Source organism: Klebsiella sp. CD33, assembly GCF_051992865.1.
Taxonomy (GTDB): Bacteria; Pseudomonadota; Gammaproteobacteria; order Enterobacterales; family Enterobacteriaceae; genus Klebsiella; species Klebsiella pneumoniae.
On sequence record NZ_CP197023.1, the window covers coordinates 2,267,633 to 2,294,107 of the forward strand.

General features: G+C 57.0%; 27 protein-coding genes, 3 tRNA genes and 1 pseudogene. 13 read left to right on the forward strand and 18 right to left on the reverse strand.

The window, feature by feature from the left end; translation table 11 throughout:
* Positions 1-516: a hypothetical protein gene (locus ACR809_RS11255; protein ID WP_122051259.1), complete on the reverse strand. Its 516-nt coding sequence runs from the start codon at positions 514-516 to the stop codon at positions 1-3.
* Between the two features lie 156 nt (positions 517-672).
* Here ACR809_RS11255 and ACR809_RS11260 point away from each other — a divergent pair, with 156 nt between their 5' ends.
* Positions 673-1,557: a LysR substrate-binding domain-containing protein gene (locus ACR809_RS11260; protein WP_004180176.1), complete on the forward strand. Its 885-nt coding sequence runs from the start codon at positions 673-675 to the stop codon at positions 1,555-1,557.
* Here ACR809_RS11260 and ACR809_RS11265 read toward each other — a convergent pair.
* Complete coding sequence (locus ACR809_RS11265; protein ID WP_095221645.1) at positions 1,554-2,480, reverse strand: AraC family transcriptional regulator; 927 nt, start codon at positions 2,478-2,480, stop codon at positions 1,554-1,556. The two genes, ACR809_RS11260 and ACR809_RS11265, sit on opposite strands and share 4 nt — an antisense overlap.
* Positions 2,481-2,578: 98 nt before the next feature.
* Here ACR809_RS11265 and ACR809_RS11270 point away from each other — a divergent pair, with 98 nt between their 5' ends.
* Both ACR809_RS11270 and ACR809_RS11275 read left to right on the forward strand, forming a co-directional pair.
* Positions 2,579-3,331: an SDR family oxidoreductase gene (locus ACR809_RS11270; RefSeq protein WP_122051260.1), complete on the forward strand. Its 753-nt coding sequence runs from the start codon at positions 2,579-2,581 to the stop codon at positions 3,329-3,331.
* Positions 3,332-4,364: 1,033 nt separating this feature from the next.
* Positions 4,365-4,616 (forward strand): annotated as a pseudogene (locus tag ACR809_RS11275) (hypothetical protein); the annotation flags it as partial.
* 411 nt (positions 4,617-5,027) lie between these two features.
* Here ACR809_RS11275 and ACR809_RS11280 read toward each other — a convergent pair.
* From ACR809_RS11280 to ACR809_RS11290, 3 genes are all read right to left on the reverse strand, one after another.
* Positions 5,028-5,104 (reverse strand) — tRNA-Val (locus tag ACR809_RS11280).
* A gap of 4 nt (positions 5,105-5,108) precedes the next feature.
* Positions 5,109-5,185 (reverse strand) — tRNA-Val (locus tag ACR809_RS11285).
* Positions 5,186-5,189: 4 nt separating this feature from the next.
* Positions 5,190-5,266, reverse strand: a tRNA-Val gene (locus ACR809_RS11290).
* 254 nt (positions 5,267-5,520) lie between these two features.
* On the opposite strand from ACR809_RS11290, the gene ACR809_RS11295 reads away from it, so the two are divergent.
* Positions 5,521-6,099, forward strand: a complete 579-nt coding sequence (locus ACR809_RS11295) for a TIGR00730 family Rossman fold protein (RefSeq protein WP_004175848.1) — start codon at positions 5,521-5,523, stop codon at positions 6,097-6,099.
* A 140-nt stretch (positions 6,100-6,239) separates the two neighbouring features.
* On the opposite strand, the gene asr is transcribed toward ACR809_RS11295, so the two are convergent.
* On the reverse strand, positions 6,240-6,590 hold the full coding sequence (asr, locus tag ACR809_RS11300) for an acid resistance repetitive basic protein Asr (RefSeq protein WP_002907794.1): 351 nt from the start codon (positions 6,588-6,590) through the stop codon (positions 6,240-6,242).
* Positions 6,591-6,765: 175 nt separating this feature from the next.
* Positions 6,766-8,139 carry an MdtK family multidrug efflux MATE transporter gene (mdtK, locus tag ACR809_RS11305; protein WP_032434648.1) on the reverse strand — a complete coding sequence of 458 codons (1,374 nt, stop codon included), beginning with the start codon at positions 8,137-8,139 and terminating at the stop codon, positions 6,766-6,768.
* A gap of 229 nt (positions 8,140-8,368) precedes the next feature.
* Here mdtK and ACR809_RS11310 point away from each other — a divergent pair, with 229 nt between their 5' ends.
* Positions 8,369-9,004 carry a riboflavin synthase gene (locus tag ACR809_RS11310; protein ID WP_025861980.1) on the forward strand — a complete coding sequence of 212 codons (636 nt, stop codon included), beginning with the start codon at positions 8,369-8,371 and terminating at the stop codon, positions 9,002-9,004.
* A gap of 36 nt (positions 9,005-9,040) precedes the next feature.
* Here ACR809_RS11310 and cfa read toward each other — a convergent pair whose 3' ends face one another.
* Positions 9,041-10,189 (reverse strand): cyclopropane fatty acyl phospholipid synthase, encoded by a 1,149-nt coding sequence (cfa, locus tag ACR809_RS11315; RefSeq protein WP_002907788.1) that lies wholly within the window; start codon positions 10,187-10,189, stop codon positions 9,041-9,043.
* A 292-nt stretch (positions 10,190-10,481) separates the two neighbouring features.
* Positions 10,482-11,663: a purine nucleoside transporter PunC gene (gene punC / locus ACR809_RS11320; protein WP_122051261.1), complete on the reverse strand. Its 1,182-nt coding sequence runs from the start codon at positions 11,661-11,663 to the stop codon at positions 10,482-10,484.
* A gap of 112 nt (positions 11,664-11,775) precedes the next feature.
* Between punC and punR the strand changes: the two genes are divergently transcribed.
* Complete coding sequence (gene punR, locus ACR809_RS11325) at positions 11,776-12,780, forward strand: DNA-binding transcriptional activator PunR (protein WP_002907780.1); 1,005 nt, start codon at positions 11,776-11,778, stop codon at positions 12,778-12,780.
* On the opposite strand, the gene purR is transcribed toward punR, so the two are convergent.
* Positions 12,707-13,732, reverse strand: a complete 1,026-nt coding sequence (gene purR, locus ACR809_RS11330; protein WP_002907778.1) for an HTH-type transcriptional repressor PurR — start codon at positions 13,730-13,732, stop codon at positions 12,707-12,709. The genes punR and purR overlap by 74 nt on opposite strands.
* A gap of 292 nt (positions 13,733-14,024) precedes the next feature.
* On the opposite strand from purR, the gene cydH reads away from it, so the two are divergent.
* Positions 14,025-14,117, forward strand: coding sequence for a cytochrome bd-I oxidase subunit CydH (gene cydH / locus ACR809_RS11335; protein WP_002907776.1), 93 nt, complete (start codon positions 14,025-14,027; stop codon positions 14,115-14,117).
* A 167-nt stretch (positions 14,118-14,284) separates the two neighbouring features.
* Positions 14,285-15,451: an MFS transporter gene (locus ACR809_RS11340; protein ID WP_004143846.1), complete on the forward strand. Its 1,167-nt coding sequence runs from the start codon at positions 14,285-14,287 to the stop codon at positions 15,449-15,451.
* A gap of 62 nt (positions 15,452-15,513) precedes the next feature.
* Here ACR809_RS11340 and sodB read toward each other — a convergent pair whose 3' ends face one another.
* Positions 15,514-16,095 carry a superoxide dismutase [Fe] gene (sodB, locus tag ACR809_RS11345; RefSeq protein ID WP_002907771.1) on the reverse strand — a complete coding sequence of 194 codons (582 nt, stop codon included), beginning with the start codon at positions 16,093-16,095 and terminating at the stop codon, positions 15,514-15,516.
* A 469-nt stretch (positions 16,096-16,564) separates the two neighbouring features.
* On the opposite strand from sodB, the gene ACR809_RS11350 reads away from it, so the two are divergent.
* The gene (locus tag ACR809_RS11350) at positions 16,565-17,050 is read left to right on the forward strand and encodes a helix-turn-helix domain-containing protein (RefSeq protein ID WP_004200127.1); all 486 of its coding nucleotides are present in this window, start codon (positions 16,565-16,567) and stop codon (positions 17,048-17,050) included.
* On the opposite strand, the gene ACR809_RS11355 is transcribed toward ACR809_RS11350, so the two are convergent.
* On the reverse strand, positions 17,005-17,877 hold the full coding sequence (locus tag ACR809_RS11355; protein ID WP_004151204.1) for a C40 family peptidase: 873 nt from the start codon (positions 17,875-17,877) through the stop codon (positions 17,005-17,007). The two genes, ACR809_RS11350 and ACR809_RS11355, sit on opposite strands and share 46 nt — an antisense overlap.
* A 340-nt stretch (positions 17,878-18,217) precedes the next feature.
* On the opposite strand from ACR809_RS11355, the gene ACR809_RS11360 reads away from it, so the two are divergent.
* Complete coding sequence (locus tag ACR809_RS11360; RefSeq protein WP_002907768.1) at positions 18,218-18,565, forward strand: Grx4 family monothiol glutaredoxin; 348 nt, start codon at positions 18,218-18,220, stop codon at positions 18,563-18,565.
* A 47-nt stretch (positions 18,566-18,612) separates the two neighbouring features.
* Here ACR809_RS11360 and rnt read toward each other — a convergent pair whose 3' ends face one another.
* The 4 genes from rnt to ACR809_RS11380 all read right to left on the reverse strand — a co-directional run bounded on the left by rnt (position 18,613) and on the right by ACR809_RS11380 (position 21,634).
* Positions 18,613-19,260 (reverse strand): ribonuclease T, encoded by a 648-nt coding sequence (gene rnt / locus ACR809_RS11365; protein ID WP_002907766.1) that lies wholly within the window; start codon positions 19,258-19,260, stop codon positions 18,613-18,615.
* Between the two features lie 137 nt (positions 19,261-19,397).
* Positions 19,398-19,805, reverse strand: a complete 408-nt coding sequence (gene gloA / locus ACR809_RS11370; protein ID WP_002907764.1) for a lactoylglutathione lyase — start codon at positions 19,803-19,805, stop codon at positions 19,398-19,400.
* 78 nt (positions 19,806-19,883) lie between these two features.
* Complete coding sequence (locus tag ACR809_RS11375) at positions 19,884-20,981, reverse strand: alkene reductase (RefSeq protein WP_002907763.1); 1,098 nt, start codon at positions 20,979-20,981, stop codon at positions 19,884-19,886.
* Positions 20,982-21,034: 53 nt separating this feature from the next.
* A complete protein-coding gene (locus tag ACR809_RS11380; protein WP_004175857.1) occupies positions 21,035-21,634 on the reverse strand; it encodes a TetR/AcrR family transcriptional regulator in 600 nt (199 codons plus the stop codon).
* Positions 21,635-21,773: 139 nt separating this feature from the next.
* Between ACR809_RS11380 and ACR809_RS11385 the strand changes: the two genes are divergently transcribed.
* The 3 genes from ACR809_RS11385 (at position 21,774) to sodC (ending at position 23,552) form a co-directional block, all read left to right on the forward strand.
* Positions 21,774-22,016, forward strand: coding sequence for a DUF1289 domain-containing protein (locus tag ACR809_RS11385; protein WP_004189722.1), 243 nt, complete (start codon positions 21,774-21,776; stop codon positions 22,014-22,016).
* A gap of 48 nt (positions 22,017-22,064) precedes the next feature.
* Positions 22,065-22,961, forward strand: a complete 897-nt coding sequence (locus tag ACR809_RS11390; protein WP_117080352.1) for an aldo/keto reductase — start codon at positions 22,065-22,067, stop codon at positions 22,959-22,961.
* Positions 22,962-23,030: 69 nt separating this feature from the next.
* The gene (gene sodC / locus ACR809_RS11395; protein WP_004184268.1) at positions 23,031-23,552 is read left to right on the forward strand and encodes a superoxide dismutase [Cu-Zn] SodC; all 522 of its coding nucleotides are present in this window, start codon (positions 23,031-23,033) and stop codon (positions 23,550-23,552) included.
* Here the strand turns inward: sodC and ACR809_RS11400 are convergent.
* Together ACR809_RS11400 and ACR809_RS11405 are read right to left on the reverse strand one after the other, a co-directional pair.
* Positions 23,545-25,569: an FUSC family protein gene (locus ACR809_RS11400; protein ID WP_002907754.1), complete on the reverse strand. Its 2,025-nt coding sequence runs from the start codon at positions 25,567-25,569 to the stop codon at positions 23,545-23,547. The two genes, sodC and ACR809_RS11400, sit on opposite strands and share 8 nt — an antisense overlap.
* Positions 25,569-26,465, reverse strand: coding sequence for an efflux RND transporter periplasmic adaptor subunit (locus ACR809_RS11405; protein ID WP_064839080.1), 897 nt, complete (start codon positions 26,463-26,465; stop codon positions 25,569-25,571). Before ACR809_RS11405 ends, ACR809_RS11400 begins: the two co-directional genes overlap by 1 nt.
* Between the last annotated feature and the right edge of the window lie 10 nt (positions 26,466-26,475).

Genomic DNA, 26,475 nt, shown 5'->3' on the forward strand with positions numbered 1-26,475 from the left:
TCACGCGCGCTGCGCCGGGTTGCGTAACCGGGCGGTGATGGGCTGATAGATAAAGACGGCGGCAGTCGTGGCCAGGTGATGCAGGTTGTCTCGTGGGAGGATGGCGGCATACCGGCTTTGTTCGGTCGCCAGGCCGCCTGGCTGCAGGTGTATCGGCGCAGCGACGGGCAAGTCCTCCGCGGTATCGCCCAGCAGCAGCACTTCATCCGGGGCAACCTCCCGCAGCGTATTATTCGTTAGATAGAGATGGCGATGCCAGTCGGCGATCGCCGATTGCCAGCGGGCAAAATGGCCGCCGCCGTTGCGGCGGTAGGCGTCGCTGTCGATGACCGTAGCATCGTGGATATCGTGTAGCGCCAGGTAGCAGGGGCAGACCTCGCTAAGAGCGCGGAAGCGCTGGGAGGCGTAGAAACCGGGCACAGAGACCAGCGCCGGTAGTTTTTCCTGATTGTAAAAGGTATTCCACGCCGCTTCGCTTTGGGGATCGGTGTAGGCGCATTCGACGACATAGAGCATAGTGACCTCGATGAACAGATGATGTGGCGCACAAGGCGCTTTAGTGAGTTTTCATCATCCTATCGGCTAAAAATGGCGCTGAAAAACGATGTTAATTCAAGGCTTAGTGATATTCTGTCACTGACTTTCGGTGAGCCTGCACAAGGAGCATTGGCTATGCGTCGTAAAATCCCCAGCAGCGCTGCGCTACTGGCTTTTGAGGCCGCGGCTCGTCACGGCAACTTTGCCCGCGCGGCGGCGGAGCTCGCGTTAACGGAAGGGGCCATCAGCCGGCAGATTGCCCGTCTGGAAGCGCTCCTCGACAGTAAACTCTTCGACAGGACGGGGAGCCGGGTGCGGCTCAATCCGGCAGGCGCCCGCTATGCTCGTCAGGTCCGCGAGATCCTCGCTCGTCTGGAACGGGACACCCATGACGTCAGCGGGATGCCCGTCGATGGCCGCAGCCTGGAGATCGCCGTGCTCCCCACCTTCGCCAGCCGCTGGTTAATTCCCCGGCTCGGGCGCTTTGCGGCGCAGCATCCGCATATCGTGGTCAATATCGCCGCCCGCAGCGATCCCTTCATTCTGCCGGGAAGCGGATTTGATGCCGCTATCCATTTTGAACACCCGGCGTGGACCGGAATGGAGGTGACGTTTTTATTTGCGGAGTATTTGCTGCCGGTCTGCCATGCTGCGCTGCTGACAGATGACGATCTTCCGGGGCTGCTTAACCGGCTAACGCGCATTCACCGGCGGCAAAACCCGGACGCCTGGCTGCACTATGCCCGCGAGTGCGGTCTGGCGCTGGATAACCCCGCCCAGGGGCCGCGCTACGATCTGCATGAGATGGCGATCGCCGCGGTACTAAGTCAGCAGGGAGTGGCCCTGGTGCCGAAGATGTATGTGGAAAGCGAGCTGCGCGCCGGAACGCTGGCCGCCCCGTGGCCGGGCTCCCCGACGCTGGCTAAGCGCTTCTGCTTGATCAAACCCGGCGGCGGGGAGGGGGAGCCAGCGCTGCAGATGTTTGAGCGCTGGCTGCAGACGGAGATTGCGGCAGGTTAAGTCAGAGCTGGCCGGGAGACATTTAGCGCCGCCCGCTGGCGGGCATATTTGCCCGGCGATATCCCGGTATAACGGGTAAAAGCTACGCTGAACGCGCTGGCCGAGCCATAGCCGATGCGCTCGGCGATATCCGCAATGCTGATGCCCGTCTCGCTCAGCCACTGCATGGCCAGGGTCATTCGCCAGCCTAACAGATAGCCCATCGGGGTCATCCCGGTCAGGTCGGTAAAGCGTTCAAATAACGTCGAGCGAGACAGCGCGCAGTCGGCGGCCAGGGCGTTGACCGTCCAGCGTCTGGCGGGGGCCTGATGCAGCAGACGGATTGCCTGGGCGACCCGCGGGTCGCTCAGCCCGCGCATCAGACCGGGGGTCGCGAGCGTGCCGGAGGAACGGATGGCCTCGATAAAAAGCAGCTCAACCATCCGCGCCAGAACGAAAGATTTGCCCGCGCGATCCGCCTGCGCTTCCTCTTTCAGCAGCCCGACAAAGGTGGCCAGCCGCGGTTGATTGCGGATCACCACAAAGGCTGGCAACAGCGAGGCCAGCAGGCTGGCGTTCGTTGAACCGGAAGCGCAGTGGCCAATCAGCGCCTGCATCTGCGCAGGCTGGTCGAGGGCGCCCAGCCGAAAGTGTCCCTCCGCCAGTTGCACCGGGATGGTTTCCAGCGCCGGTGAAGGGGGCGGGGTCAGGCTGGTTAGCGAGAAGCGGTACGCCGCCGGGATCAGAATAAAATCCCCAGCGCGCAGGATCTGCGGCTCATGCTGGTCAATTTCCAGCCGACAGCCGCCTTCCAGCACGACGCCATAAAATGACAACCCCTGATCCGAGCGTCGGACTCGCCAGTCTCCCGCCCCCTCGATGGTTTTGGTCAGCACCGCTCTGAGATTTAACATCGCGATGACCTCCGCCAGCGGATCGCTCATTTCCGGACTCCTGCTAAAGAATGATGGATTATTGACCCTATATCGTCCGGCACGGCCTGTCTATGATGAAAAGGAAGAAGCCATTCGGAGACAGAGATATGCAAACGATAATGATCACTGGCTGTTCATCGGGTTTTGGTCTGGAGACGGCGCGTTATTTTCTCGAGCAAGGCTGGAAGGTTATTGCCACGATGCGCGCTCCGCAGGAAGGTGTGTTACCCGCCAGCGACCGCCTGCGGCTGGTTCATCTTGACGTCACTTCGGCGCAGAGTATCGCAGAGGCCATTGCCGAAGCCGGAGAGATTGATGTGCTGGTTAACAACGCCGGGGTGGGGATGCTTAATGCCCTGGAGGGGGCCCCGCGCGAGGCGATAGCCAACCTGTTTGCCACCAATACCCTGGGAACGATTGCCATGACCCAGGCGGTGATCCCCCGGTTCAGAGAGCGCCGAAGCGGGACCATCGTTAATATTACCTCGGCGGTCACCCTGCAACCGATGCCCCTGCTGGCTGTCTACACCGCGAGTAAGGCGGCGGTGAATGCCTTCACGGAGTCGCTGGCGCTGGAGCTCCGTGCTTTTAATATTCGCGTCGGGCTGATCCTCCCGGGACGCGCCCCGCAGACCCGGTTCGGGGAAAACGCCCGCCGGACGATGGGGCAGCTCCCGGAGAGCTATGCGGCGCTCGGCCAGCAGATCTTCGACAGCATGCAGGATAACGCCAGCGTGACGCAGGCGACCGATGTCGCTCAGGCCGTCTGGCGAATGGTGCACGATCCTGATGCCCCTTCGCGGCTGCCGGCAGGGGAAGACGCCCTGGCGATGGCGCAGGCCAGTCATCGCCTTGTCTGAAGGCAATATGCGGGACTTGTCTGTCAGACGGTGGGTGCGCAAGCTGCCGCTGCGCTTTATGGTCGGGGAATATTATCTCTGTCAGGATCGCCTGGATAATATGAGCTGTTATACGATATAACGGTCGGGGGGATTTACTGATATAAATCAGGACAGCAATGTATTTCATGGTGCGTTTTCGCAGCTTATTCTGGATGTGTGCGATCCGTCCGCTATATTATTAGATGATCAATAGCTCAGGTCATTTATATGTAAATTCTCAATGTAATTCGGGCGTTAATCTTAAAAAGTTAGTCTGGCCCGGTCGGGGCTGGACTTTCTTTATTTTACTGTGGCATGGTTTCCTCCCTGTTGTACCGCGCGCTCGCTTTTTTACACCAGGGAATAGTTATCAGTATGGAATATTGTTGTTGCGAAGCCACCGCTTCTGCCCTGCGTCCAGACAGCTTCCTTCTCTCGCATGACAAAATATTATCAGTTTATTTGTTTTATTCTGTTTATCGTCTTTTTCAGCATTACGCAGTCACTCCCGATCTGAACCGAGATTCCGCTGAATTCAAACTGAATATACTCCGGCAGTACGCGGATACGAACGGGATTTTCTTGTGCATGTATTGCTGAGCGACTGCTATTCCGGGCGTTAAATAAAAGATCACCGTTCTGCCTTACCCAGTGCGCTTTGGGTTCCTGTAGGGAGACAGCGACGGGCGGTAGCGTTCGCGAAAGCAGGCGGGTGCGATAGCGCGGCCAGTGGGTGGCGAAGGGTAACGAATGGAGGTCGTAATGATGAATTTTAACGCCAGAAAAGATGGAGTGAAGCGATGAGGAACAGGCTGATAAACGATGCAACCAGTTTGGTAAAGCAACCGCCGGGGCAGTCACGCTACCGGATGGTTGTTCACCGGGGGGGCGCAATATCGACAGCCTGCTGAATCAGCAACTGTTAACCCATATGGCGGCAGGACCGAAGCCGCAGCACCTGACGCGGAGCGGGATGAGGAAGAGGGGAACGCCTCAAGAGGAGTGTCCGCTTTTTTTTGCAGGAAGTCTTGCCGGATTATTATTATCCGTTGGAGCTGAAACATCCAGAGCAATATACACGTCCCGATATCTGAAGCGCAGAAATCCGGTACTGCATGATAAACTGCAAAATCTGGGAGATCTGGATCTTCTGTATTTTCTTGTTGAGGATATTGTAAAACCTTTCGAAACAGCGTGTATGGCCAGTGATAAGAATCCAGCAGAATTTAACAAAATATGTGAATATTTCTTTGGTGGATTATGAATATAAAACGAACATTACTCATCCTGTTTTCCCGTGTTATCAGAGGGGCTGGGATGGGATTAGGTGCTTCAGGTATCGCGCTGGCTGGTTGGTTCTTTTTTTTCTCAGTAAATGAATATAAATTTCTCTGGGGTTTACTTTCAGTTGTGGAATTCCTGGTGGGGTATCTGATATATCGATTTGCATATGCATATATTTATGATGAATGGAATGATTATCATTAAGAAATTAAACGGCGTGGTCTGTTGATCGATTTTTGATGCTCATTAAAAGGGTTGGCTTCCTTAGCACTCATGTGGACTAGTATGGACTATGCAAGGAAAACGCTTTGCCAATACACAACATTTTAATGTCAGCAATACCAACGGGGAGCAGGTGATAAAATTCGGGAATTACAGAAGGAAAAATGATTGGTGCGTCTGAATGGACTCGAACCATCGACCCCCACCATGTCAAGGTGGTGCTCTAACCAACTGAGCTACAGACGCATTATGGTGCGTTTAATTGGACTCGAACCAACGACCCCCACCATGTCAAGGTGGTGCTCTAACCAACTGAGCTATAAACGCATTATGGTGCGTTCGATTGGACTCGAACCAACGACCCCCACCATGTCAAGGTGGTGCTCTAACCAACTGAGCTACGAACGCAATGTTGTGGTGACAACGGGGACGCATATTAGCGGCAGGGAGGGGATGTGGCAAGAGGTAAACGTCACTTTTCTTGCACATTGCATGCGATTGCGGAACTTTTACTCATTCCGGATATATTTTACTGAACCACAAGGATATTTCTTCGCCAGCGAGCATCACGGCTCTCATTTTTCAGCCAGTCCAAACCTGCGCGGAAGGGTTGCCGATGTGTTAAATTATCGGCCACCAGAAGAGAAGGAGTCATAACGAAGATGAAATCGATTGGTATTTTCTGCGGTTCTTCAGCTGGCGAACATCCGCTGTACCTCGAAACCGCCCGTCTGGTTGGACGTACGCTGGCGCAGCAGGGGTTGGCGCTTGTCTATGGCGGCGGCAAAGTTGGTCTGATGGGGGCGGTCGCCGATGCGGCGCTGGAGGCCGGTGGCGTGGTGATCGGCGTGATGCCGCGCGGCCTGGTGGAGCGGGAAATTGCCCACCGCGGCTTGACGGAGCTGCATGTGGTCGAGGATATGCACGAGCGGAAAACCAAAATGGCGGCGCTGGCGGATGGCTTTATTGCCCTGCCGGGCGGGGCGGGGACGCTCGAGGAGATTTTCGAACAATGGACCTGGGCGCAGCTGGGGATCCATGAGAAACCGTGCGCGTTCCTGAATATTAAGGGTTATTACGATCCGCTTCAGGCGATGGTCGATAACATGGTACGGGAAGGGTTTATGCACCCGCGCTACGCGGAGATGCTGCCGTTCGCTACCTCGGCAGACGAGATTATCGCCGGTTTTCGCGACTATACGCCGCCGGCCCGTAAATGGGTTCAGCAGCCAGCTATTTAAACATCAAGCGCAGGGTAAACAGCGCGCAGACGATGAGCAGTAACAGCAGCAATTCGAAGCGATAGCGTTGCAGCATGATGTCCTCCTGAAAAAAAACCGGCGCTGTTCAGCGCCGGTTTATCACCTTAACGCCCTGACCATTATGCCGCCGGTTTAACCGCCGGTTTAGCTGCATGGTGCGTCGTTTTATGGTGTTTCTTCGCCGCCTGTGCTTTCTGCGCTACTGCCGGTTTCGCAGCGGCTTTATGGTGTTTCTTCGCCGCCTGGGCTTTTTGCTCAGCAGCCGGTTTTGCAGCGGCTTTGTGGTGTTTCTTCGCCGCCTGCGCTTTCTGCTCGGCTGCCGGTTTCGCGGCCGCTTTGTGATGTTTCTTATGGTGAACGGTAGTATGGCTGGCTGCTGCACTCGGGGTGGTGCTTGCCGCATCGGCAGCGAAAGCAACTGATGACAGACCCATAGCAGCGGCAACGACCAGAGCTAATACTTTTTTCATTCTGAAATCCTCGACTTGGTTTCTTGAGTAACCCCACTGCGGGGCTGTTGGCAACACTATAAGCGCCTGCCGGGAGGCTATCAGTGAGTCTTTGGTGTCAGGGAGTAACGGAATGTACAACGTGCCGTTATAGCGAAGAACGAAAAAACCCGCCGGAGCGGCGGGCTTAGACAAGTTAGCGCGCAGCGCGCTGTAAGATGATGCTGGAAGGCTGGCGCTGCAGAAAACGCATCCGCAGCATCATCATGATGGCGGCGGAGGTCAGACCGATGATAAATCCGCACCAGAAACCGGCAGGTCCCATGCGGGGCACAATCATATCGGTCAGCGCCAGCAGATAGCCGCTCGGCAAACCCAGCACCCAGTACGCGGTAAAGGTAATGAAAAAGATAGACCGCGTATCTTTATAGCCGCGCAGAATGCCGCTGCCGATCACCTGAATAGAGTCGGAGATCTGATAGATAGCCGCCAGCAGCATCAGGTGCGAGGCCAGCGTCACCACTTCGGGATTATCGTTATACAGCAGCGCAATCTGCTTACGCATCAGGACGGTAAAGATAGCGGTAAATACTGCCAGGCAGATCCCCACGCCCACGCCGGTGCGGGCCGAAACCTGGGCATCGATCGTTGAGCCCTGGCCAAGGCGGAAGCCGACGCGAATGGTGACCGCCGCCGCCAGCGACAGCGGCAGAACGAACATCAGCGAGCTGAAATTAAGCGCGATCTGGTGACCAGCGACGTCAATGATCCCGAGCGGGGAGACCAGCAGCGCGACGACGGCAAACAGAGTGACTTCAAAGAACAGCGCCAGAGCAATGGGCAGCCCCAGCTGCACCAGCCGTAACAGGACGGCAAAATCAGGGCCGCTGAAGCGCTCGACGCAGCGGATATCGCGCATCGTACGCGCCCGGCGCACCCACCACAGCATGCTGGCGAACATCACCCAGTAAACGGAGGCCGTCGCCACACCGCAGCCGACGCCGCCCAGCTCGGGCATGCCGAAATGACCATAGATAAAAATATAGTTCACCGGAATGTTGACCAGTAATCCAATAAAGCCCATGACCATCCCGGGCTTGGTTTTTGCCAGCCCTTCACACTGGTTACGGGCGACCTGGAAGAACAGATAGCCCGGAGCGCCCCACAGCAGCGCGCGTAGGTAGCCAACCGCCTTCTCTGCCAACAGCGGATCGATGTTATGCATGGAGCTGATGATGTATCCGGCGTTCCACAGCACGACCATGATCAGCACCGAGACAAAGCCGGCCAGCCAGAAGCCCTGACGCACCTGCGGCGCGATACGCTCTCGCCGCCCGGATCCGTTAAGCTGCGCCACCACCGGGGTCAGCGCCAGCAGAAGGCCGTGGCCGAAGAGGATCGCCGGCAGCCAGATGGAGGTCCCGATGGCCACGGCGGCCATATCCGTGGCGCTGTAGCCACCCGCCATCACGGTATCGACAAAACCCATCGCCGTCTGCGCCACCTGCGCAAGGATGACGGGTATAGCCAGAGCTAATAACTGACGCGCTTCAACGAAATACTTCTGCACGTGAACACCTTCGAATTGTTGTTATTTTGAGACTAAAAAAGCCGCCGTAACTGGCAGCAAGGGGATAAAAATGAGGAATTTCCAGTCTATTGTAGCGAGGATTGGCTATTAAGCCAGTGAAAAAAGAGTCGAGGCACGAAGCGCGCTGGCAACCGCTTTGCCCTCCTGTTATTGTTCCCGATAGCGAAAGCGGTAATGATACCGTCATGATTTTCAACAGGAGCCAAACATGTTTACTGGTATTGTTCAGGGAACCGCGAAAGTGGTCTCCATTGATGATAAACCCAATTTTCGCACTCACGTGGTTGAGTTACCGGCACATATGCTGGAGGGGCTGGAAACCGGCGCCTCGGTAGCCAACAACGGCTGCTGCCTGACGGTGACCGAAATCAACGGCGCGCGCATCAGCTTCGATCTGATGAAAGAGACGCTGCGGATTACCAATCTTGGCGATATTCAGGTCGGCGATGAAGTGAACGTCGAGCGAGCGGCGAAATTTAGTGATGAAATCGGCGGGCATTTAATGTCCGGCCACATTATGACCACCGCGGAAATCGTGAAGATTCTGACTTCCGAAAATAACCGTCAGATCTGGTTTAAAGTGCAGGATCCAACGCTGATGAAATACATCCTCTATAAAGGATTCATCGGTATTGACGGCATTAGTCTGACGGTGGGTGAGGTGACGGCGACCCGTTTCTGCGTGCATCTTATTCCGGAGACGCTGCAGCGGACCACCCTGGGAGCAAAAAAACTGGGCGATCGCGTCAATATTGAGATTGATCCGCAGACCCAGGCGGTTGTCGATACGGTCGAACGCGTGCTGGCCGCGAAAGATATGGCGGCTAAGGTCAATGAAGCCTGAAAAAAAATCCCCCGCCGATAAGCGGGGGAGTGTTATTTAACGGGCGACGCGCAGTCCATGTTCAATACCGCGCGAGAACACCACCTGCCAGAGCTGAATGTCGCGGGCGCGGAAGGCGCCGGCGCAGGCGTTCAGATAATAGGTAAACATGCGTTTGAAACGCTCAGAATAGTTATCGGCAATTTCCGGCCAGCTGGCGAGGAAACGCTCATACCAGGCCATCAGGGTCGTGTCATAATCGGCGCCGAAGTTGTGCCAGTCTTCCATCACAAAATGCTTCTCGCTGGCTTCGGCAATGTGACGCACGGAAGGCAGGCAGCCGTTCGGGAAGATATATTTATCGATCCACGGGTCAACGTTATGGTCGGTGACCTTGGAACCAATGGTGTGCAGTAAAAAGCGGCCGTTGGGTTTCAAATTACGGTCGGCAACCTCAAAGTAGGTAGCGTAATTTTTCGGCCCCACGTGCTCAAACATGCCAACGGAGACGATGCGGTCAAAGCTGTCGTGCAGATCGCGATAATCCTGGAGACGAATCTCTACATCGAGATCGGCGCAGCGCGCCTGGGCCATTTTTTGTTGCTCGGCGGAGATAGTGACGCCGACGACGCTGACCTGATAATTTCGCGCCATATATTCGGCGAGACCGCCCCATCCACAGCCAATATCCAGTACCCGCATGCCTGGCTCCAGCTCCAGTTTGCGGCAGATGAGATCCAGCTTAGCCTGCTGGGCGGCCTCGAGGCTCTGCGCCTCTTTCCAGTAACCGCAGGAATATTGCATATAGGGATCAAGCATCCGGCTGAAGAGATCGTTGCCGAGGTCGTAGTGCTCTTTACCGACAATCCAGGCACGTTTTTTACTTTGTAGATTAAACAGACGAGCGCCTGCGATGCGGAGTGTATCTTTGAAATGGTGTGGGAGCTGCTTTTCCAACCCGGCACGTAACACCTTGTGGAAGAATATATCCAGACGCTCGCATTCCCACCAGCCGTCCATATAGCTTTCGCCTAAACCCAGCGAACCTTCCTGCAAAACCCGTTTAAAAAAGAGAGGATTTTTAACCCGCAGGTCGGACGGCGCGGAGCCATTGATTTCAATTCCCGCACGGCCTAATAATTCAGCTGCAATCCGGTACCAGTCATCATTTGGTACACTTACTTCTTCTATACACGATGAACTCATAGCTTCTCCATCACGCCCAAGTGATCAGAACCTTAAAACAGCGTAGACGCTTTTTTGGCTTTGTGAGAAATCTCACGGATAATCCGTGAAGTCGCTATCCGACGTAAACAGAGGAAGGGAGATAACCCTTGCCGAAAGGCCTTCCATGGTGAAACGGAGGCATCCTGCATCCGTTAATCTGTAACTATTTTCTATTTATGTGAACCCGGATCCAGTATAGGACGCTAAGTACTGGCTTTCAATAAAAATTTCTTAGCATGCTAACGACTGGTCCGGGCCCTGGCGACGGGCATTACGCGTGGGAAGAGTGGGGTGTCAGCTCCGGCGTCTGCTGCAGGCGATAGCCTATTCCGGCTAAGCCAATCGAAACCAGCATTACGCTGGTGGTGGTCAGCAGCGGCGTGGCGATCAGCGCGGATACCAGCAGACTGGTCAGGAAGCACAGGCCAAGCTGCAGGGTATTTTGCAGCGCCGCCGCGCGGCCGGTCGCCTGCGGAAAAGGCTTCAGCGCCTGAGCAACCACGATGGGGTAGATCCCGCCGTTGACCACCGCCATCATGCAGAACGGGATCATTAACGCCACCAGCGAGGCATGGGTTTGCAGGCCCACCAGCCAGGTGGCGGCTACGCTGACGGCAAAAATCACCAGCAGCCACGGCAGCATCTGTTGACCGGACCATTTCTGCAGCAGCGCGCGACAGCCATAGCCTCCCACCAGAAAGGCCATGGTCTGCGGAATATAGCTCAGGCCGATAGCGGTTGGGCCATAGCCCATTTCATGCAGGATAAAAGGTGAACCGGTAAGCCAGGCGAAGAAGCTGGCGGAACAGGCGGCGTAGATCAGGACGTTGCCGCTGTATTCCCGGGAGCGCAGCAGCGCGAGAAAGGTGATCTTTTGCTGCGTCACTACTACTGACTTCGCGGCTGCCTTCAGGCGCAGGGCAGGCAGCATCAGCAGCAGAGTGATGGCGAACAGGGTGGCGAAGATGGCTTGCCACTCGAAGTGCACCAGCAGCCAGCTGCCCAGCAGCGGGGCCAGCGCCGGCGACAGTCCTACCAGCGGCATAATGGTGGCGAAGATGCGGTTCGTGCGCTGGGCAGGATAGTAATCGGCGACCATCGCCTGCCAGGTAACGGCCGCGGCACAGACGCCAATCGCCTGCAGAAAGCGCAGCGCCAGCATCAGGGTGGCGTTGTGCACCCACAGCATCCCCAGACAGCCGGCCGCGAAAATCGCCAGGCCGCTCAGCAGCACCGGTTTACGTCCATAGCGGTCCGACAGCGGTCCCCAGAACAGCTGGCCCAGCGCGAAGCCGGCGAGGAACAGGCTCAGGCTGGCGCTAATGGAGGCGGCGGAGGTGTTGAGATCCTGCTGCATGGCGGCAAACGCCGGCAGGTACATATCGGTGGCCAGAAAGCCCAGCACGCTCAGGCCGGCCAGCCAGACTAAAAATCCTTTCCCGGGTTGTGACATAACGTTCTCATAGTTGGTGTACAGGTACGATGCCGCAGAGTGTAGGGAGTGCATTGTGGCTTGTGAAACGCTAATATTTGTCACATGCATTCAAAAATTTTGCAGGCAGAAAATGTGGTCTGAATACTCTCTGGAAGTGGTTGATGCCGTCGCCCGTAACGGCAGCTTCAGCGCGGCCGCGCAGGAGCTTCACCGGGTGCCTTCCGCGGTCAGCTATACCGTGCGTCAGCTCGAAGAGTGGCTCGCCGTTCCCTTATTTGAGCGTCGCCATCGTGATGTGGAGTTGACCCCCGCCGGGGTCTGGTTTTTACAGGAAGGGCGCTCTGTTATCAAAAAAATGCAGATCACCCGCCAGCAGTGTCAGCAAATTGCGAACGGCTGGCGCGGACAGTTGTCGATCGCAGTGGATGATATTGTGAAACCGGCGCGGATGCGTCAGATGATCGTCGACTTCTATCGCCATTTTCCCGACGTCGAACTGATCGTCTTTCAGGAAGTATTCAATGGTGTATGGGATGCGCTGGCCGACGGCCGCGTTGAGCTGGCGATTGGCGCAACGCGATCTATTCCGGTCGGCGGTCGCTATGCGTTCCGCGATATGGGGATGCTGAGCTGGGACTGCGTGGTGGCGAGCGATCATCCGCTGGCAAAGATGGAGGGACCCCTGAGCGACGACGTCCTGCGTAACTGGCCGTCGCTGGTGCGGGAGGATACCTCGCGCTCGTTGCCTAAACGGACAACATGGTTGCTGGATAACCAGAAGAGGGTAGTCGTCCCTGACTGGGAATCATCAGCAACCTGTTTGTCGGCAGGACTCTGCGTCGGCATGGTGCCGAGCCATTTCGCCCGTCCATGGATAGATCGCGGCGAGTGGACTGCGCTGGCGCTGGAAAATCCGTTCCCGGATGCCGCCTGCTGCCTGACGTGGCAGCAGAACGATGCCTCACCGGCGCTGAACTGGATGCTTGACTATCTGGGGGACAGCGACACGCTGAATCGGGAGTGGCTGCGGGCGCCGGAGAGATCCGCGCCCGCCAGATGCCTTAACGACGATAATCGACAAACGGGCCATCCGCTACCGAGCGGCGCTCAACCAGACGAGGGTGCACTTCGATAGACTGCGACTCTTCACGCTTGTTGACGATACGATCCAACAGCATGTTAAATGCGGCCTCGCCCAGGGAATCTTTCGGCTGATGAATGGTGGTTAACGCCGGGCTGAAATAGCGGGCGTTGCGCACATTATCATAACCGATCAGCGAAATGTCCTGCGGCACCCGCAGTCCCATTTCATCCGCCGCGCAGATAGCGCCCATCGCCATGATATCGCCGCCGCAGAAGACCGCCGTCGGGCGGTGCTGCTGGTTTAGGATCTGCTGCATTGCGCGGTAGCCGGACTCCGGCTCGAAGTCGCCCTGCACAATCCAGTTTTCCGGCACGCTGATATGCGCCTCTTTCATCGCCTGCATGAAGCCGGCCAGTCGCCCCGCGCCGGTGTTGCGCTCCAGCGGGCCCGGGATCACGCCGATTTCGCGATGGCCGCGTTCAATCAGGTAGCGTCCGGCGATATAGCCGCCCTGGAAGGCGTTATCGATCACCGCATCGGTGAAGTCGGCTTTCGCCTCGCCCCAGTCCATCACCACCATCGGGATATGGCGGTACTCTTCCAGCATGCTCAATACCGAATCCGGATACTCGGAACACATCACCAGCAGACCGTCTACGCGCTTTTGCGCCATCATCGACAGATAGGCGCGCTGTTTTTCCAGATCGTTCCACGCGTTACCGAGGATCAGAGTATAGCCCTTCTGGAAGCAGCTCTTTTCAACGGACTCAATAATTTCAGCGAAATAGGCGGCTTCGCTACTGGTCGCCAGCAGGCCAATCGATTTGGTGTGATTGACTTTCAGGCTGCGCGCCACGGCGCTCGGCGAGTAGTGCAGCTCTTTGATCGCCGCCCATACCGCATTACGCGTCTCTTCGGCAACGAAACGGGTTTTGTTAATTACATGTGACACAGTTGTAGTGGAAACGTTTGCGCGTTTCGCTACATCTTTAATAGTTGCCATTACATCTCACTCCATGCCTTGACCTGATCGCCTGATCATCGATACGTAAACGTTTGCCTACACACACCCTGAATACAATTTTCAACATTGCATCACGTCGGGAAAACGACACAGAACGACAGGAAGGGGTCAATGGCCGATACGCTTTTAAATTAGCGTGGGATTTTGTCCGATCTTGGGGCAAAGTGGAAGAGCAAAAATGTGCATCGCCCTAAATCCCGGAAGATTTTTGCGATTTTTTGTGCAAAAATGAGCAAGCTCACTTTTGGTGTGGGGATAACAAGAGGGAAAAATGATGGATACCAATTTAAAGTTTTCGCTGATCACCACGATTATTGCTCTCGGCGTGATTGTCGCTTTCAGCCTGACCGCCATACTGCACTAATGTTTCGCTGAGGGAGGAGCGCCGCTTCCTCCCCATATCCCGCTATTATTATCAATTCTGCAAAAATCTTTTGTCATTTCGTTCACTTTTGTTTTTTTGTGATTGATGTCATGCTTTTGACTTCTGATGTTACGCCGTCCTCTCTGACGGTCTGATGGAGTCATTGAATGAAAATCAACTTTCCTTTACTTGCGCTGGCGATCGGCGCCTTTGGCATCGGTACCACCGAGTTCTCCCCGATGGGATTGCTGCCGGTGATTGCGAAAGGTGTGGACGTCTCGATACCGGTAGCGGGAATGCTGATCAGTGCGTATGCCATCGGCGTCATGGTCGGCGCACCGCTGATGACGCTGCTGTTGTCGCATCGCGCACGGCGTAATGCGCTGATTTTTCTGATGGGGATCTTCACCGTCGGCAACCTGTTGTCATCCATCGCGCCGGATTACACCACGCTGCTGCTGTCGCGGATTATTACCAGCCTCAACCACGGCGCTTTTTTCGGCCTGGGATCGGTGGTGGCGGCCAGCGTCGTGCCAAAGCATAAGCAGGCCAGCGCGGTAGCCACTATGTTTATGGGCCTGACCATCGCCAACATTGGCGGCGTGCCGGCGGCCACCTGGCTTGGCGAAACCATCGGTTGGCGGATGTCCTTCCTTGCTACTGCGGGATTAGGCCTGCTGGCGATGGTTAGCCTGTGGTTCTCCCTGCCGAAGGGCAGCGCGGGGGAACGTCCTGATGTCAAAAAAGAGCTTTCTGTCCTGCTGCGCCCGCAGGTGCTCTCCGCGTTGCTGACCACCGTGCTGGGCGCCGGGGCGATGTTTACGCTGTATACCTACATTTCGCCAGTGCTCAATACGCTGACCCACGCTTCATCGCTGTTTATAACCGCGATGCTGGTGCTGATTGGCGTCGGTTTTTCGCTAGGCAACTATCTGGGCGGCAAATTTGCTGACCGGTCGGTCTCCGGCACGCTGAAGGGCTTTCTGCTGCTGCTGATGGCGATCATGCTGGCGATCCCGCTGCTGGCGCAATCCCAGACCGGGGCGGCCATCAGCATGATTGTCTGGGGCGCAGCAACCTTTGCGGTGGTTCCGCCGCTGCAGATGCGGGTTATGCGCGTAGCGCATGAGGCGCCGGGGCTCTCTTCTTCGGTGAATATCGGCGCGTTCAACCTCGGCAACGCGCTGGGCGCCGCCGCCGGTGGGGCGGTGATCTCTGGCGGACTGGGATATGCGTTTGTGCCGGTGATGGGCGCGATTATCGCTGGTCTGGCGCTGCTGCTGGTCTGGTTTAGCGGGCGAGCGCAGCCGGAAGAGGCTTTCGCCAGCCAGTAATCATCGGCTGGGTAAGGGCAAAAAAAAACCGCAGCCGGGGAGACCCCGCTGCGGTTTGTCGTTTATGCCGCGAGGTTAGCCGCAACAAACTTCCAGTTAACCAGCGCCCAGAAGTGGTCCAGGTAGCTTGGACGGGCATTGCGATAGTCGATGTAGTAGGCGTGTTCCCAAACGTCAACGGTCAGCAGCGGCTTCGCGTCGGTGGTCAGCGGGGTGCCGGCGTTGCTGGTGGAGACGATCGCCAGGCTGCCGTCGGCATTTTTGACCAGCCAGGTCCAGCCAGCGCCGAAGTTTTTCGCCGCGGCATCGGTAAATTTGGCTTTAAAATCCGCGAAGCTGCCGAAAGATTTGGCGATTGCGGCCGCCAGTTCGCCTTCCGGTTCGCCGCCGGCGTTAGGCGCCAGGCAGTTCCAGTAGAAGGTGTGGTTCCAGACCTGCGCTGCGTTGTTGAATACGCCGCCTTCAGAAGTGCGGACGATCTCTTCGAGGGATTTGCCTTCGAACGCAGTGCCTTTGATCAGGTTGTTGAGGTTAGTGACATACGCCTGGTGGTGTTTACCGTAGTGATATTCCAGGGTTTCTGCGGAAATGTGCGGCGCCAGGGCGTCTTTTGCATATGGTAATGCAGGTAATTCAAACGACATTGCTACTCTCCTTATAACTTTTTGTTTTATCTCACATTGACAGGATGAGGTTTTCACCTGAATCGTGTTCTGACCGCCCGACGCTGTCGCGTCCCGGGCGTGTTATTGTATTGAGAATGTTAACATTTGCCGCAAGCAGTGAAAAGCCTTACAACGATAAAGGCTATTATCACCGGTGCATGTGGTGAAGGCTTAACCGTTTTCTGCAGGAGTGGGCAATAAGCCGCCAAAATTGTTGCAACCATGTATAAGGAGATGCCCTCTGCGGATTTGCGAACTCGCATGGCAATTAACTACTCTGCTTCGCCGCTGTCACGCAATGCGCTGAACAAAAAATAAAACTTTAATATCAAACGATTAATAAAAATATGCGCTCAGGCAATCGTCGCTATGCCAATAATTCATTGTCTATTTTTTAATTTGTATGACAAATATAGCCGCCAGCAGTAATTTCCCCAGGATGACGACGATGGCAAAAACAGATGAGGTGGTGAGCGCGAAAATGATCCCGGTGGTGCAGGGGATTGTTGACTGGATCGAAGCACATATTTTCGACACCCTGTCGGTGAGCGCGATTGCGAAAAAGTCCGGCTACTCACACTGGTACTTCCAGCGACAATTCGCCATGGTAACGGGCTGCACGCTGGCGAGCTACGTCAGCCGACGAAAGATGACGATTGCGACAATCTATTTAACGCAGACGCAGGCGTCGATACAGAGTATTTCTCAGTGCCTGGGATACGAGGGACAAGCCGCTTTCTGCCGGACCTTTCACCGTCACTTTGGCATGTCGCCGACCCGCTATCGTCGTGATACGCCGGGCAAAGAGAGCAATCTGCAATATCCCTTGCGGGTGGGGATGGAGATGGAGCAGGAGAGGCGGTCTGCCGCCGCAGCGGCAGACCGGGATCAGCGAATGGTTTTCGGCGTCATGACGCGACGAGCGCCGACATAATGGCGAACCCAGTAATCCTCGCTCAGGGAGGTGATTTGAATATCACGACCTGTGCGCGGCGACTGAATGAATTTTCCGTTGCCGACGTAGACGCCGACATGGTCGGCAGCGCCCCGTCCGCGGGTGCGGAAGAAGACTAAATCGCCGCTCTGCAGTTCATCACGATCCACCGGACGCGCATCGCGCAGGTGGTACATTTCGTTGGCCGTACGCGGGATGTGGATCTTTACCAGGTCCTTATAGGCGTAATAGACCAGCCCGCTGCAGTCAAACCCGGTGCGCGGCGAGGTGCCGCCCCAGCGATAGGGTTTACCCAACTGGCCCATCAGTTTGTTCATCGCGGTACTTTGCGCTTTTTGCACCCGGACCTTGTGGGCGTCGGCGATCGTTAAATTCGCTTCGCTGGCCTCGGGCTTACAGCGTTTTTTATAGCCCTTGCGCACCACGCATTTGCTTTTGACGCTGTTTAGCGCCAGGGTCGGCTCGGCGCTGGCGGCGACCGTTTTCGCGCACTGCTTTTTATAACCTTTACGCAGCACGCATTTTTTCGTCGCGCCGGCGGCCTGACGATGAAGTGCGGTTTGGCTTGCTGCGGTAGTGCGGGTAGGGAGCCGGGTGCGCGAGGACTTTTTACTGGTGGTTTTAGCGGTGGTTTTAGTTTTTTGACTGGTTGCTTTTTTCTTGCGCTCTGAGCCACTTTTCGCGGGCAACGCTTTTGGCGAAGCGGAGGCGTGCGTATGCCCTGATGCCTGAGCCAGTGGCGTGAATGAGATAGACGTGAACAGTAATGCACAGAGCGATATCGCGATTTTGTTTAGCCGCGCCACTGAGCAATCCCCTGATTAATTACAGACATGTACAAATGCCTGACGATGAATGACAAACCGGAATGATTCTAAAGCATAAAAAGCCGGAAAGTTAATATTCTTTTGTATCAAAAATGTCGATTGGTTAACGATTGCAAGAAAACGCGTCAGACATTGACCGCCTCGCACAGAAAATGCGCAATGAGCGCCCGCCTGTGACCGCAAAATGATATTTTTAAGGCAACTTCGCGCAACAGAAGATAAAATATGAATAGTGAAAAAAATGTTATTATCCGTCCTGCCTACAGGACGCTACAATGACAAGTTACTGCCGTAGAAAGAAGTTTAAGGAAGCACGACAATGAGCTCGACTTTAGAAAAGATCCAACGCCAAATCGCTGAAAACCCGATCCTGTTGTACATGAAAGGGTCGCCGAAGCTGCCAAGCTGCGGTTTCTCTGCCCAGGCCGTTCAGGCGCTGTCCGCCTGTGGCGAACGTTTTGCTTACGTTGATATCCTGCAGAACCCGGATATCCGCGCCGAGCTGCCTAAATACGCCAACTGGCCGACTTTCCCGCAGCTGTGGGTAGACGGTGAACTGGTGGGCGGCTGCGATATCGTCATCGAAATGTACCAGCGCGGTGAACTGCAGCAGCTGATCAAAGAGACGGCGGCAAAGTACCATACCGACGAGCCAAAAGCGGAGTAATTCCCGCCATCAGTAAAAAAGCGACTTCCTGGAAGTCGCTTTTTTTATCACTCCGGGGTGGCTACGGGCAGCGGCCAGCCGCCCAGACGCTTCCAGCGGTTCACGATCTCGCAAAACAGCTGCGCCGTCTGCTCGGTATCATACAGGGCGGAGTGAGCCTGCGCGCCGTCGAACGGCATACCCGCGGCAATACAGGCTTTCGACAGCACCGTCTGGCCCAGCGCCAGCCCGCTTAGCGCGGCGGTGTCGAAGGTAACAAACGGATGGAAAGGGTTGCGTTTAAGTCCCGCGCGTTCGGCGGCGGTCATGGTGAAGCTGTGGTCAAAGGTGGCATTGTGCGCCACCATGATTGCCCGGCTGCAGTCGCTCTCTTTCATCCCTTTGCGCACCATTTTGAAGATGGCATGCAGGGCATCGTATTCGCTGACGGCCCCGCGCTGCGGGTCATGCGGGTTAATCCCGTTAAAAGCCAGCGCTTCGGGCTGCAGATTGGCGCCCTCGAAAGGTTCAACATGGAAATGCAGCGTTTCATCGGGCATCAGCCAGCCGTGCTCATCCATCTTCAACGTAATGGCGGCGATCTCCAGCAGGGCGTCGGTTTTGGCGTTAAATCCTGCGGTTTCAACATCGATCACCACCGGATAAAAACCGCGGAAACGGTCGCACAGACCATTCAGTTGAGCGTTCTCGGACATCAGATTCTCTTAGCTGGAAAAAAGTAGCGCGCATTATGGCAAATTTTGCCGCGGCTTGCAGCAGGCAGGGGTGAAAACAACGGGCGCCGTAGCGCCCGGGCGAGCCATGGCATTAAATATGCCAGCGTGGGGAAGCGTTAGTTGCCCAGACCTTTGCCGGCATCTTTCTCTTCAATGAGCTCGATTTTGTAACCGTCCGGATCTTCCACGAAGGCGATGACGGTGGTGCCGCCTTTTACCGGCCCGGCTTCACGGGTGACGTTGCCCCCGTTCTGACGGATCCGTTCGCAGGCTTCGGCGGCGTTATCGACGCTCAGCGCGATATGGCCGTAGGCGGTGCCCAGCTCATAGCTGTCCACGCCCCAGTTGTAGGTCAGTTCGATTACCGCGGTTTCGCTCTCTTCGCCGTAGCCGACAAAGGCGAGGGAGTACTTGTACTCCGGGTTTTCGCTGGTGCGCAGCAGCTTCATGCCCAACACGTTGGTATAGAAGTCGATAGAACGTTGCAGGTCGCCAACGCGCAGCATGGTGTGGAGTAAGCGCATAATGTCCCCTATGCAGTTTATTTGATAGATCAGAACGTTGAGTATAGCGGCGATACGTCGCCGCTATCAATGGAGGGATTACAGAGTCGGGTAATCGGTGTAGCCTTCCGCGCCGCCGCCGTAGAAGGATTCCGGGCGTTGCGGGTTAAGCGGCGCTTTTTTCTGCAGGCGAGCCACCAGATCCGGGTTGGCGATGTAATCGCGGCCAAAGGCCACGGCATCAATCAGCCCTTTATTGATAAGATCGTTGGCTTTTTCTACTGTGTAAGCGCCAGCGCCAATGATCACCCCCGGGAAGCGGTCGCGGACTTTCTGACGGAAAGCTTCACTGTAAGGTTTGCCGCCCGCCCAGTCCGGCTCGGACATGTGCAGATAGGCGATACCGCGTTTCGCCAGCTCGCTAATCAGATACAGCGCGTCTTCTTCTTCGTTCGGGCCATTATCCACATTCTGGAAGCTGCCAATCGGCGACACGCGGATGCCAATGCGCTCGGCGCTCCACTCTTGACTCACGGCGTCAACCACTTCCAGCACCAGACGGGCACGGTTCTCCACGCTGCCGCCGTACTGATCGGTACGCTGGTTCGCCGATGGCGAGAGGAACTGGTGCAGCAGATAGCCGTGGGCTGAGTGCAGCTCAACCAGATCGAAGCCGGCGTCACGGGCATTGCCGACCGCCTGACGGAAATCGTTGACGATCCCTGGGATCTCTGCGGTTTCCAGGGCGCGGGGCATTGAGGTGTCGACGCGAATGGCGTGGCCGTTTTCGTCACGCAGTGAGGTACGGGTGCCCGCGCTCAGCGCGGAAGGCGCTACCGGGGCGGCGCCGCCAGGCTGCAGGCTGCTATGGGAAATTCGGCCTGTGTGCCACAGCTGGACGGCGATATGACCATTTTCGGCATGAACGCCGGCGGTGATTTTCTGCCAGGCGGCAATCTGCTCCGGGCTGTGCAGCCCAGGCGCGCCGGCGTAGCCTTTGGCCTGCGCGGAGATCTGCGTCGCTTCGGTGATGATCAGCCCGGAACTGGCGCGCTGGCGGTAGTATTCGCCCATCAGCGGAGTAGGGATATCGCCCGGCTCAATGCTGCGCAGACGCGTCAACGGCGCCATAAATACGCGATTAGGGACGGTGACCGCACCGACTTTCAGTGGGCTGAATAATTTTGCTTCCGACATAGTGACTCCTGAGTAGACCGGTCGTCTAGTAACTGATGAAATAAAAACGCCTGTTATACCGCAGGCGCCGCAATAATCTGTTTGGCGTGGGCAAGGGCGCTTTCCAGCGGCGTTGCGCTACGCGTAATTTTGGCCTGCAGGTTGGCCCCGAGCCACAGGGAATACAGCACCTGCGACAGGGTCATGGCCTCGCCGTCAAATGCGAGACTGCCTTCCTGACGTCCTTTCTCCAGCGCGTCGCCCAGCAGGGCGATAATCTGGCTGGCTCCGCGATCCATGGCGGCGCGCATATCTTCCGACAGATCGCAAACCTCCGCGGATAGCTTGACAGTAAGACACCCGCTAATAATCCCCTGCTGGCAGAACTGATTCAGCGTGTGCTGATAGTAGGCCAGCAGGCGATCGCGATAGTTACCGTCGCCATGATCGAAGTGGTCGACCAGGCGCTGCAGATATCCGGTGTAGTGATGTTCAAGCAGCGCGACGCCGAAGGCTTCCTTAGAGCGAAAGTAGTGGTAGAAGGAGCCCTTGGGCACCTCCGCCGTCTTCAGAAGTTCGCTCAAGCCCATTCCGGTAAAACCGCGATGCATGCAAAGCTGCTCGCCGGTGGCCAGGATATGTTCTCGGGTATCGCAATCGCTGTGTCTGTTCATGCTGCACACTGTAGTAGACCGATTGGTCTAATGCAAGCGTCGGCGGAAAAATGTTAGCTGGCGCAGCACGTAGTGAACAAAATTTGCGTCGGCGCGGGGAAACGTCTTCAATGAAAGGAGACGAGGGGACAGGAGGCGTGTGGTGGCAGAGCAGTTAGAATTTTTCCCGGTGCAGAGCCCGTGCCGGGGAATATGTCAGACCGATGAGCGCGGCTACTGTCGCGGCTGTTTCCGCAGCCGTGAGGAACGTTTTAACTGGCAAACGATGAGCGATGCGCAGAAACAGGAGGTTTTGCGTCTTTGCCGCCAACGGCTGCTGCGCAAAATACGCGCGAACAGGCCGGAGCCGGCGGAAGAACCGCAGCAACCCTCACTGTTTTAAGCCAAAAATTACGTATACTCAGAGCACTTTTTTATTGAGGAAGCGGTTATGGTTCAGCGTATTGCTATGGCTCCCCAGGGGCCGGAATTTTCACGTTTTGTGATGGGCTACTGGCGTCTGATGGACTGGAAAATGTCGCCTGGCGAGCTGGTCAGCTTTATTGAGCAGCATCTCGATTTAGGCGTAACCACCGTCGATCACGCCGATATCTATGGCGATTATCAGTGTGAGGCTGCCTTTGGCGAAGCGCTGAAGCGAGCGCCGCATCTGCGTAGCCGGATGGAAATCGTCAGCAAATGCGGTATCGCCACCCGGGCGCGCGCTGAGAACACCATTGGCCACTACATTACCGACCGCGATCACATCGTGCTCAGCGCCGAGCAATCGCTGCGTAATCTGGCGACGGACCATCTCGACTTGCTGCTGATCCACCGGCCGGACCCACTGATGGACGCCGACGAGGTAGCCGAAGCTTTTCTCGCGCTGCATCATAGCGGTAAAGTGCGCCATTTTGGCGTCTCGAACTATACTCCCGCCCAGTTCACCTTGCTGCAGTCACGTCTGCCGTTTACCCTCGCCACCAACCAGGTCGAAATTTCACCGGTGCATCAGCCGCTGCTGCTCGACGGTACTCTCGATCAGCTGCAGCAACTGCGTATTCGTCCGATGGCGTGGTCTTGTCTTGGCGGTGGTCGCCTGTTTAACGAAGAGTGCTTCCAGGCGCTGCGCGATGAGCTGGCGCAGGTGGCGCACGAGCTTAACGCCGACAGCATCGAACAGGTAGTTTATGCCTGGGTGCTGCGTCTGCCGTCGCAGCCTCTGCCGATTATTGGCTCGGGCAAAATCGAGCGCGTGCGCTCGGCGATTGTGGCTGAAAAACTCAGCATGACCCGTCAGCAGTGGTTCCGCATCCGTAAAGCCGCGCTCGGGTACGACGTACCGTAACGGGCATTTCCCCTCCGGAAAGGCGTTCCTGGTTTACACTTAACAGGGAGACAGCCATCCGGAGGTGTTATGCAACGATGTATTCTCGCGATCTTATCCCTCGCATTTTGCGCTGGCGCACAGGCCGTTAGTGAAGATGTGCAACTTAATCTCGTGACCACCCAGGGCGTCGGTCAGACCATCGGCAGCGTCAAAATCACCGAAACCGACCGCGGACTCGAGTTCGCCCCCACTCTGCGGGCGCTACCGCCGGGCAAGCACGGGTTTCATATTCATGCCGAAGGTAGCTGCCAGCCGGCGATGAAAGAAGGTAAAGCCGTGGCCGCCGGGGCGGCGGGCGGACATTACGATCCGCAGCATACCGGCAAACACGAAGGGCCGTTGGGGGCCGGGCATCTTGGCGACCTGCCCCTGCTGGTGGTCAACGATGCGGGCGTAGCCGACCAGCCGATTATTGCTCCGCGCCTGAAAACGCTGGCGGAGGTGAAAGGGAAAGCGCTGATGGTCCACGTAGGCGGGGATAACATGGCCGACAGTCCGCAGCCGCTGGGCGGCGGCGGCGAACGGTTTGCCTGCGGGGTGATTAAGTAGTTCCTTCGCCAATTGTGCCGGCCACCGGGGCCTGTTCCAGCTGCGACAGGGCGCAGTACAGTCGCCAAATCGCGGCGGCCAGTTCCCGCGCCGCCGGCTGATGATGGTGGTTCAGGGCGTCGCAGATCCGCTGCAGCTCCTGCAGGGTGGAGGCCAGCGGGCGCTGCTGCACGCCGCGCTCGCTCATCACATCGCGTAACAGGTTGATGCACAGGTCGCGCACCTGGGCGAGAGGATCGGAGCGGGTTTCCCATTCGCGAAGCTGCCAGACGACGTGCGAGCAATTGAGCAGCACGACGCCCCAACGCAACAGCCAGCGGCGCGCCAGGGCATCCTTACTCTGGCTGAGCTGACTGACGTGGTGATAGACCAGCGATTCAAATTCATGCTCACTGTGCTGAGGATGACGGCTGAGCTGATCGACAAAGTGACGCCGTAACGCTCTGATATGGCGTCGCCCTTTGCGGGCGTCTGAGCCCGGACTCAGTACCGCAAAGGCCAGCCAGGCAAAGCCTACCCCGACAATCTTGCTCAAATTATCATTGAAAAAGGCCGCATAATCGTACACCGGCGGGTTGGTGACGGCGATAAACGAGCCCATAAAGACGATAAGCTGTCCCCACAGGCCGGCGTATTTGGGCCACTGCAGTTTGAGTAACTGCATGGTGGTCAGGAGCGGGAACAGGAACAGCAGAAACTGCCACAGGTCGGTTACCTGCACCATCAGGCCGAACTTCACCACGAAACTGAATAGCGACAGCAGGACCAGAGTCTGCATCAGCAATGTCAGCGAGCGAAACGGCGAGGCGGATACGGAGTAGAGCACGCAGCAGATGGAGGCCAGGGTCAGGGCCGCCGCGCAGCTGGTCCACTGGGTACTGATCCCCCATGCGCCAATCGCCACCAGCGCGCAAAAGGTACGGACACCGTTGAGCAACGCCTCCGCCTGATCTGTATGGCGGGCTAACGGCGGGGCGGCGGGCACATTGAACTCGGCGATCGCCGAGGCATTTTCAACGCGGCGGATCCAGCGGCTGCTCTCCAGGTAAATGCGACAGAAATAGCGCAATCGCGCCCAGAAAGCGATGTGCCGGTAATCGGCATCCTGCCGCGGCGCCAGCGGCGCCAGGATCCGCGCAACGTGATAGCTGTCGGCATGAGGGGTGGCGAGCTCGGCGAGCAGCGACTCAAGTACCTGGCGAGTGTTCGCCGGCGCGTCAGGCCAGTTCAGCAGCATCCGTCGCAGACTGGAGATGACGCTGGTCATTCTGAGCTGCTGATGCAGGAGGTAGTTCAGCAGAGGATTCTGCCGACGGAAACGGTAGTGGCTCCAGAAGGCCTGGATACGCAGCAGGTTCATGGTCAGGATCTGGCCAATCACGCTCTCATGGGCGGTGCGAATGGCATCCGTCGTCTCCGGCACCCACAGCAGGCTGGCGTGCTCCAGCAGCCGGGCGTGCATGGTTTTCAGGGCCGTCAGCAGGTTGCTGCCGTCGGAGGTGCTTGGCAGGATCATCATCATTAGCCCGCCGCAGAGGATCCCGACGATAACTTCGCAGACGCGCGACTGGGCGATGACCCACAGCTCGTAGCTGTCGCTGATGTTAATCACCGGAAAGGCGATGATGGCGCAGGTATAGCCCGCCAGCTGAAAGGCGTAGGCGACGTTATTGGTGAACAGGGCGCAGGCCCAGGTGCAGAGCGCCAGCCAGCCGGAGATACTGAACAGAAACAGCCAGGGATCGTTGAGTGTATGACCGGCAAGCAGCAGGGCGGCGCAGGCGCCGAGCAGGCTGCCTGCGATGCGGCCAAAACTTTTACTGATCACGCCGCCGACGGTGGGAAAGCTGACCACCGCCGCGGACGTCATCGCCCAGTAGGGCTCATCAAGATCCAGCGCATAGGCGATACTCAGCGCAAGACACATCGCGATGCCGTTGCGCAATGCGTACCGCCACTGCGGCCGGGTGGCTTTAACCCAGGGGAGTGCGCGCCACGACAGGGTCTGCAGGTTCATTACTGCCCGCCAATTGAGACAGTGCAGGTGGTGCCGGAGACCAGGGTGACATCGGCCGGCAGCGTATCAAAGGCAATTCGCACCGGAACGCGTTGGGCGAGACGAACCCAGGGGATATTTGGTTTGATGTTGGCCACCAGCCCGGTTCCCTGTTCCACGCTCTGGTCGACAATCGCGCGGCCGATGCTGGCGACATGGCCCTTTAGCGTCTGCTGATTGCTATAGAGAATAATTTGTGCCGGATCGCCGATGCGAATGTGGCGCAGTTTGGTCTCTTCGAAGTAGCCCAGCACGTAAAACGAATGGCTGTCCACCAGGGCAAAGACCGGATGGCCGGTGGTAGCGTAATCACCGACGCGGGTGGAAAGGTTGGTCACCCAGCCATCCACCGGCGCTTTGACAACCGTCTGGCTGAGCTGCCACTGCGCATGTTTCAGCGCCGCTTCGGTTACGCCGACCCCCGCTCTGGCGGCAGCCAGGGTGGTGGTGGCGGTATTCAGGGCGGTATTGACATTCTCAAGGTCTTCAGCCGAGATGGCATTTTGCGACAGGCTTCGGCGACGGCGAGCCTCGCTGGCGGCCTTGCTTTGCTCCGCCTGCGCTTTCGCCACCTCCGCCTGGGCTTTCGCCAGCTGCGCCCGGGCGTTCAGCACCGCGATGCGATAGGGGGTGTCGTCGATGGTAAACAATACTTCCCCGGCTTTGACCCGTTGGTTATCGGTTACGTTCAACTGCAGAATACTGCCGGAGACCTGAGGGGTGATCCCAACCTGCTCGGCGCGCACTTTGCCGTCGCGGGTCCAGGGTGACTGAGTGTAGAAATTCCATAACAACCATGCGGCAATCAGGGCGACGGCCGCGACCAGCAGCGTTGACAGATATTTTAATCTTTTCATAACAGGGAGA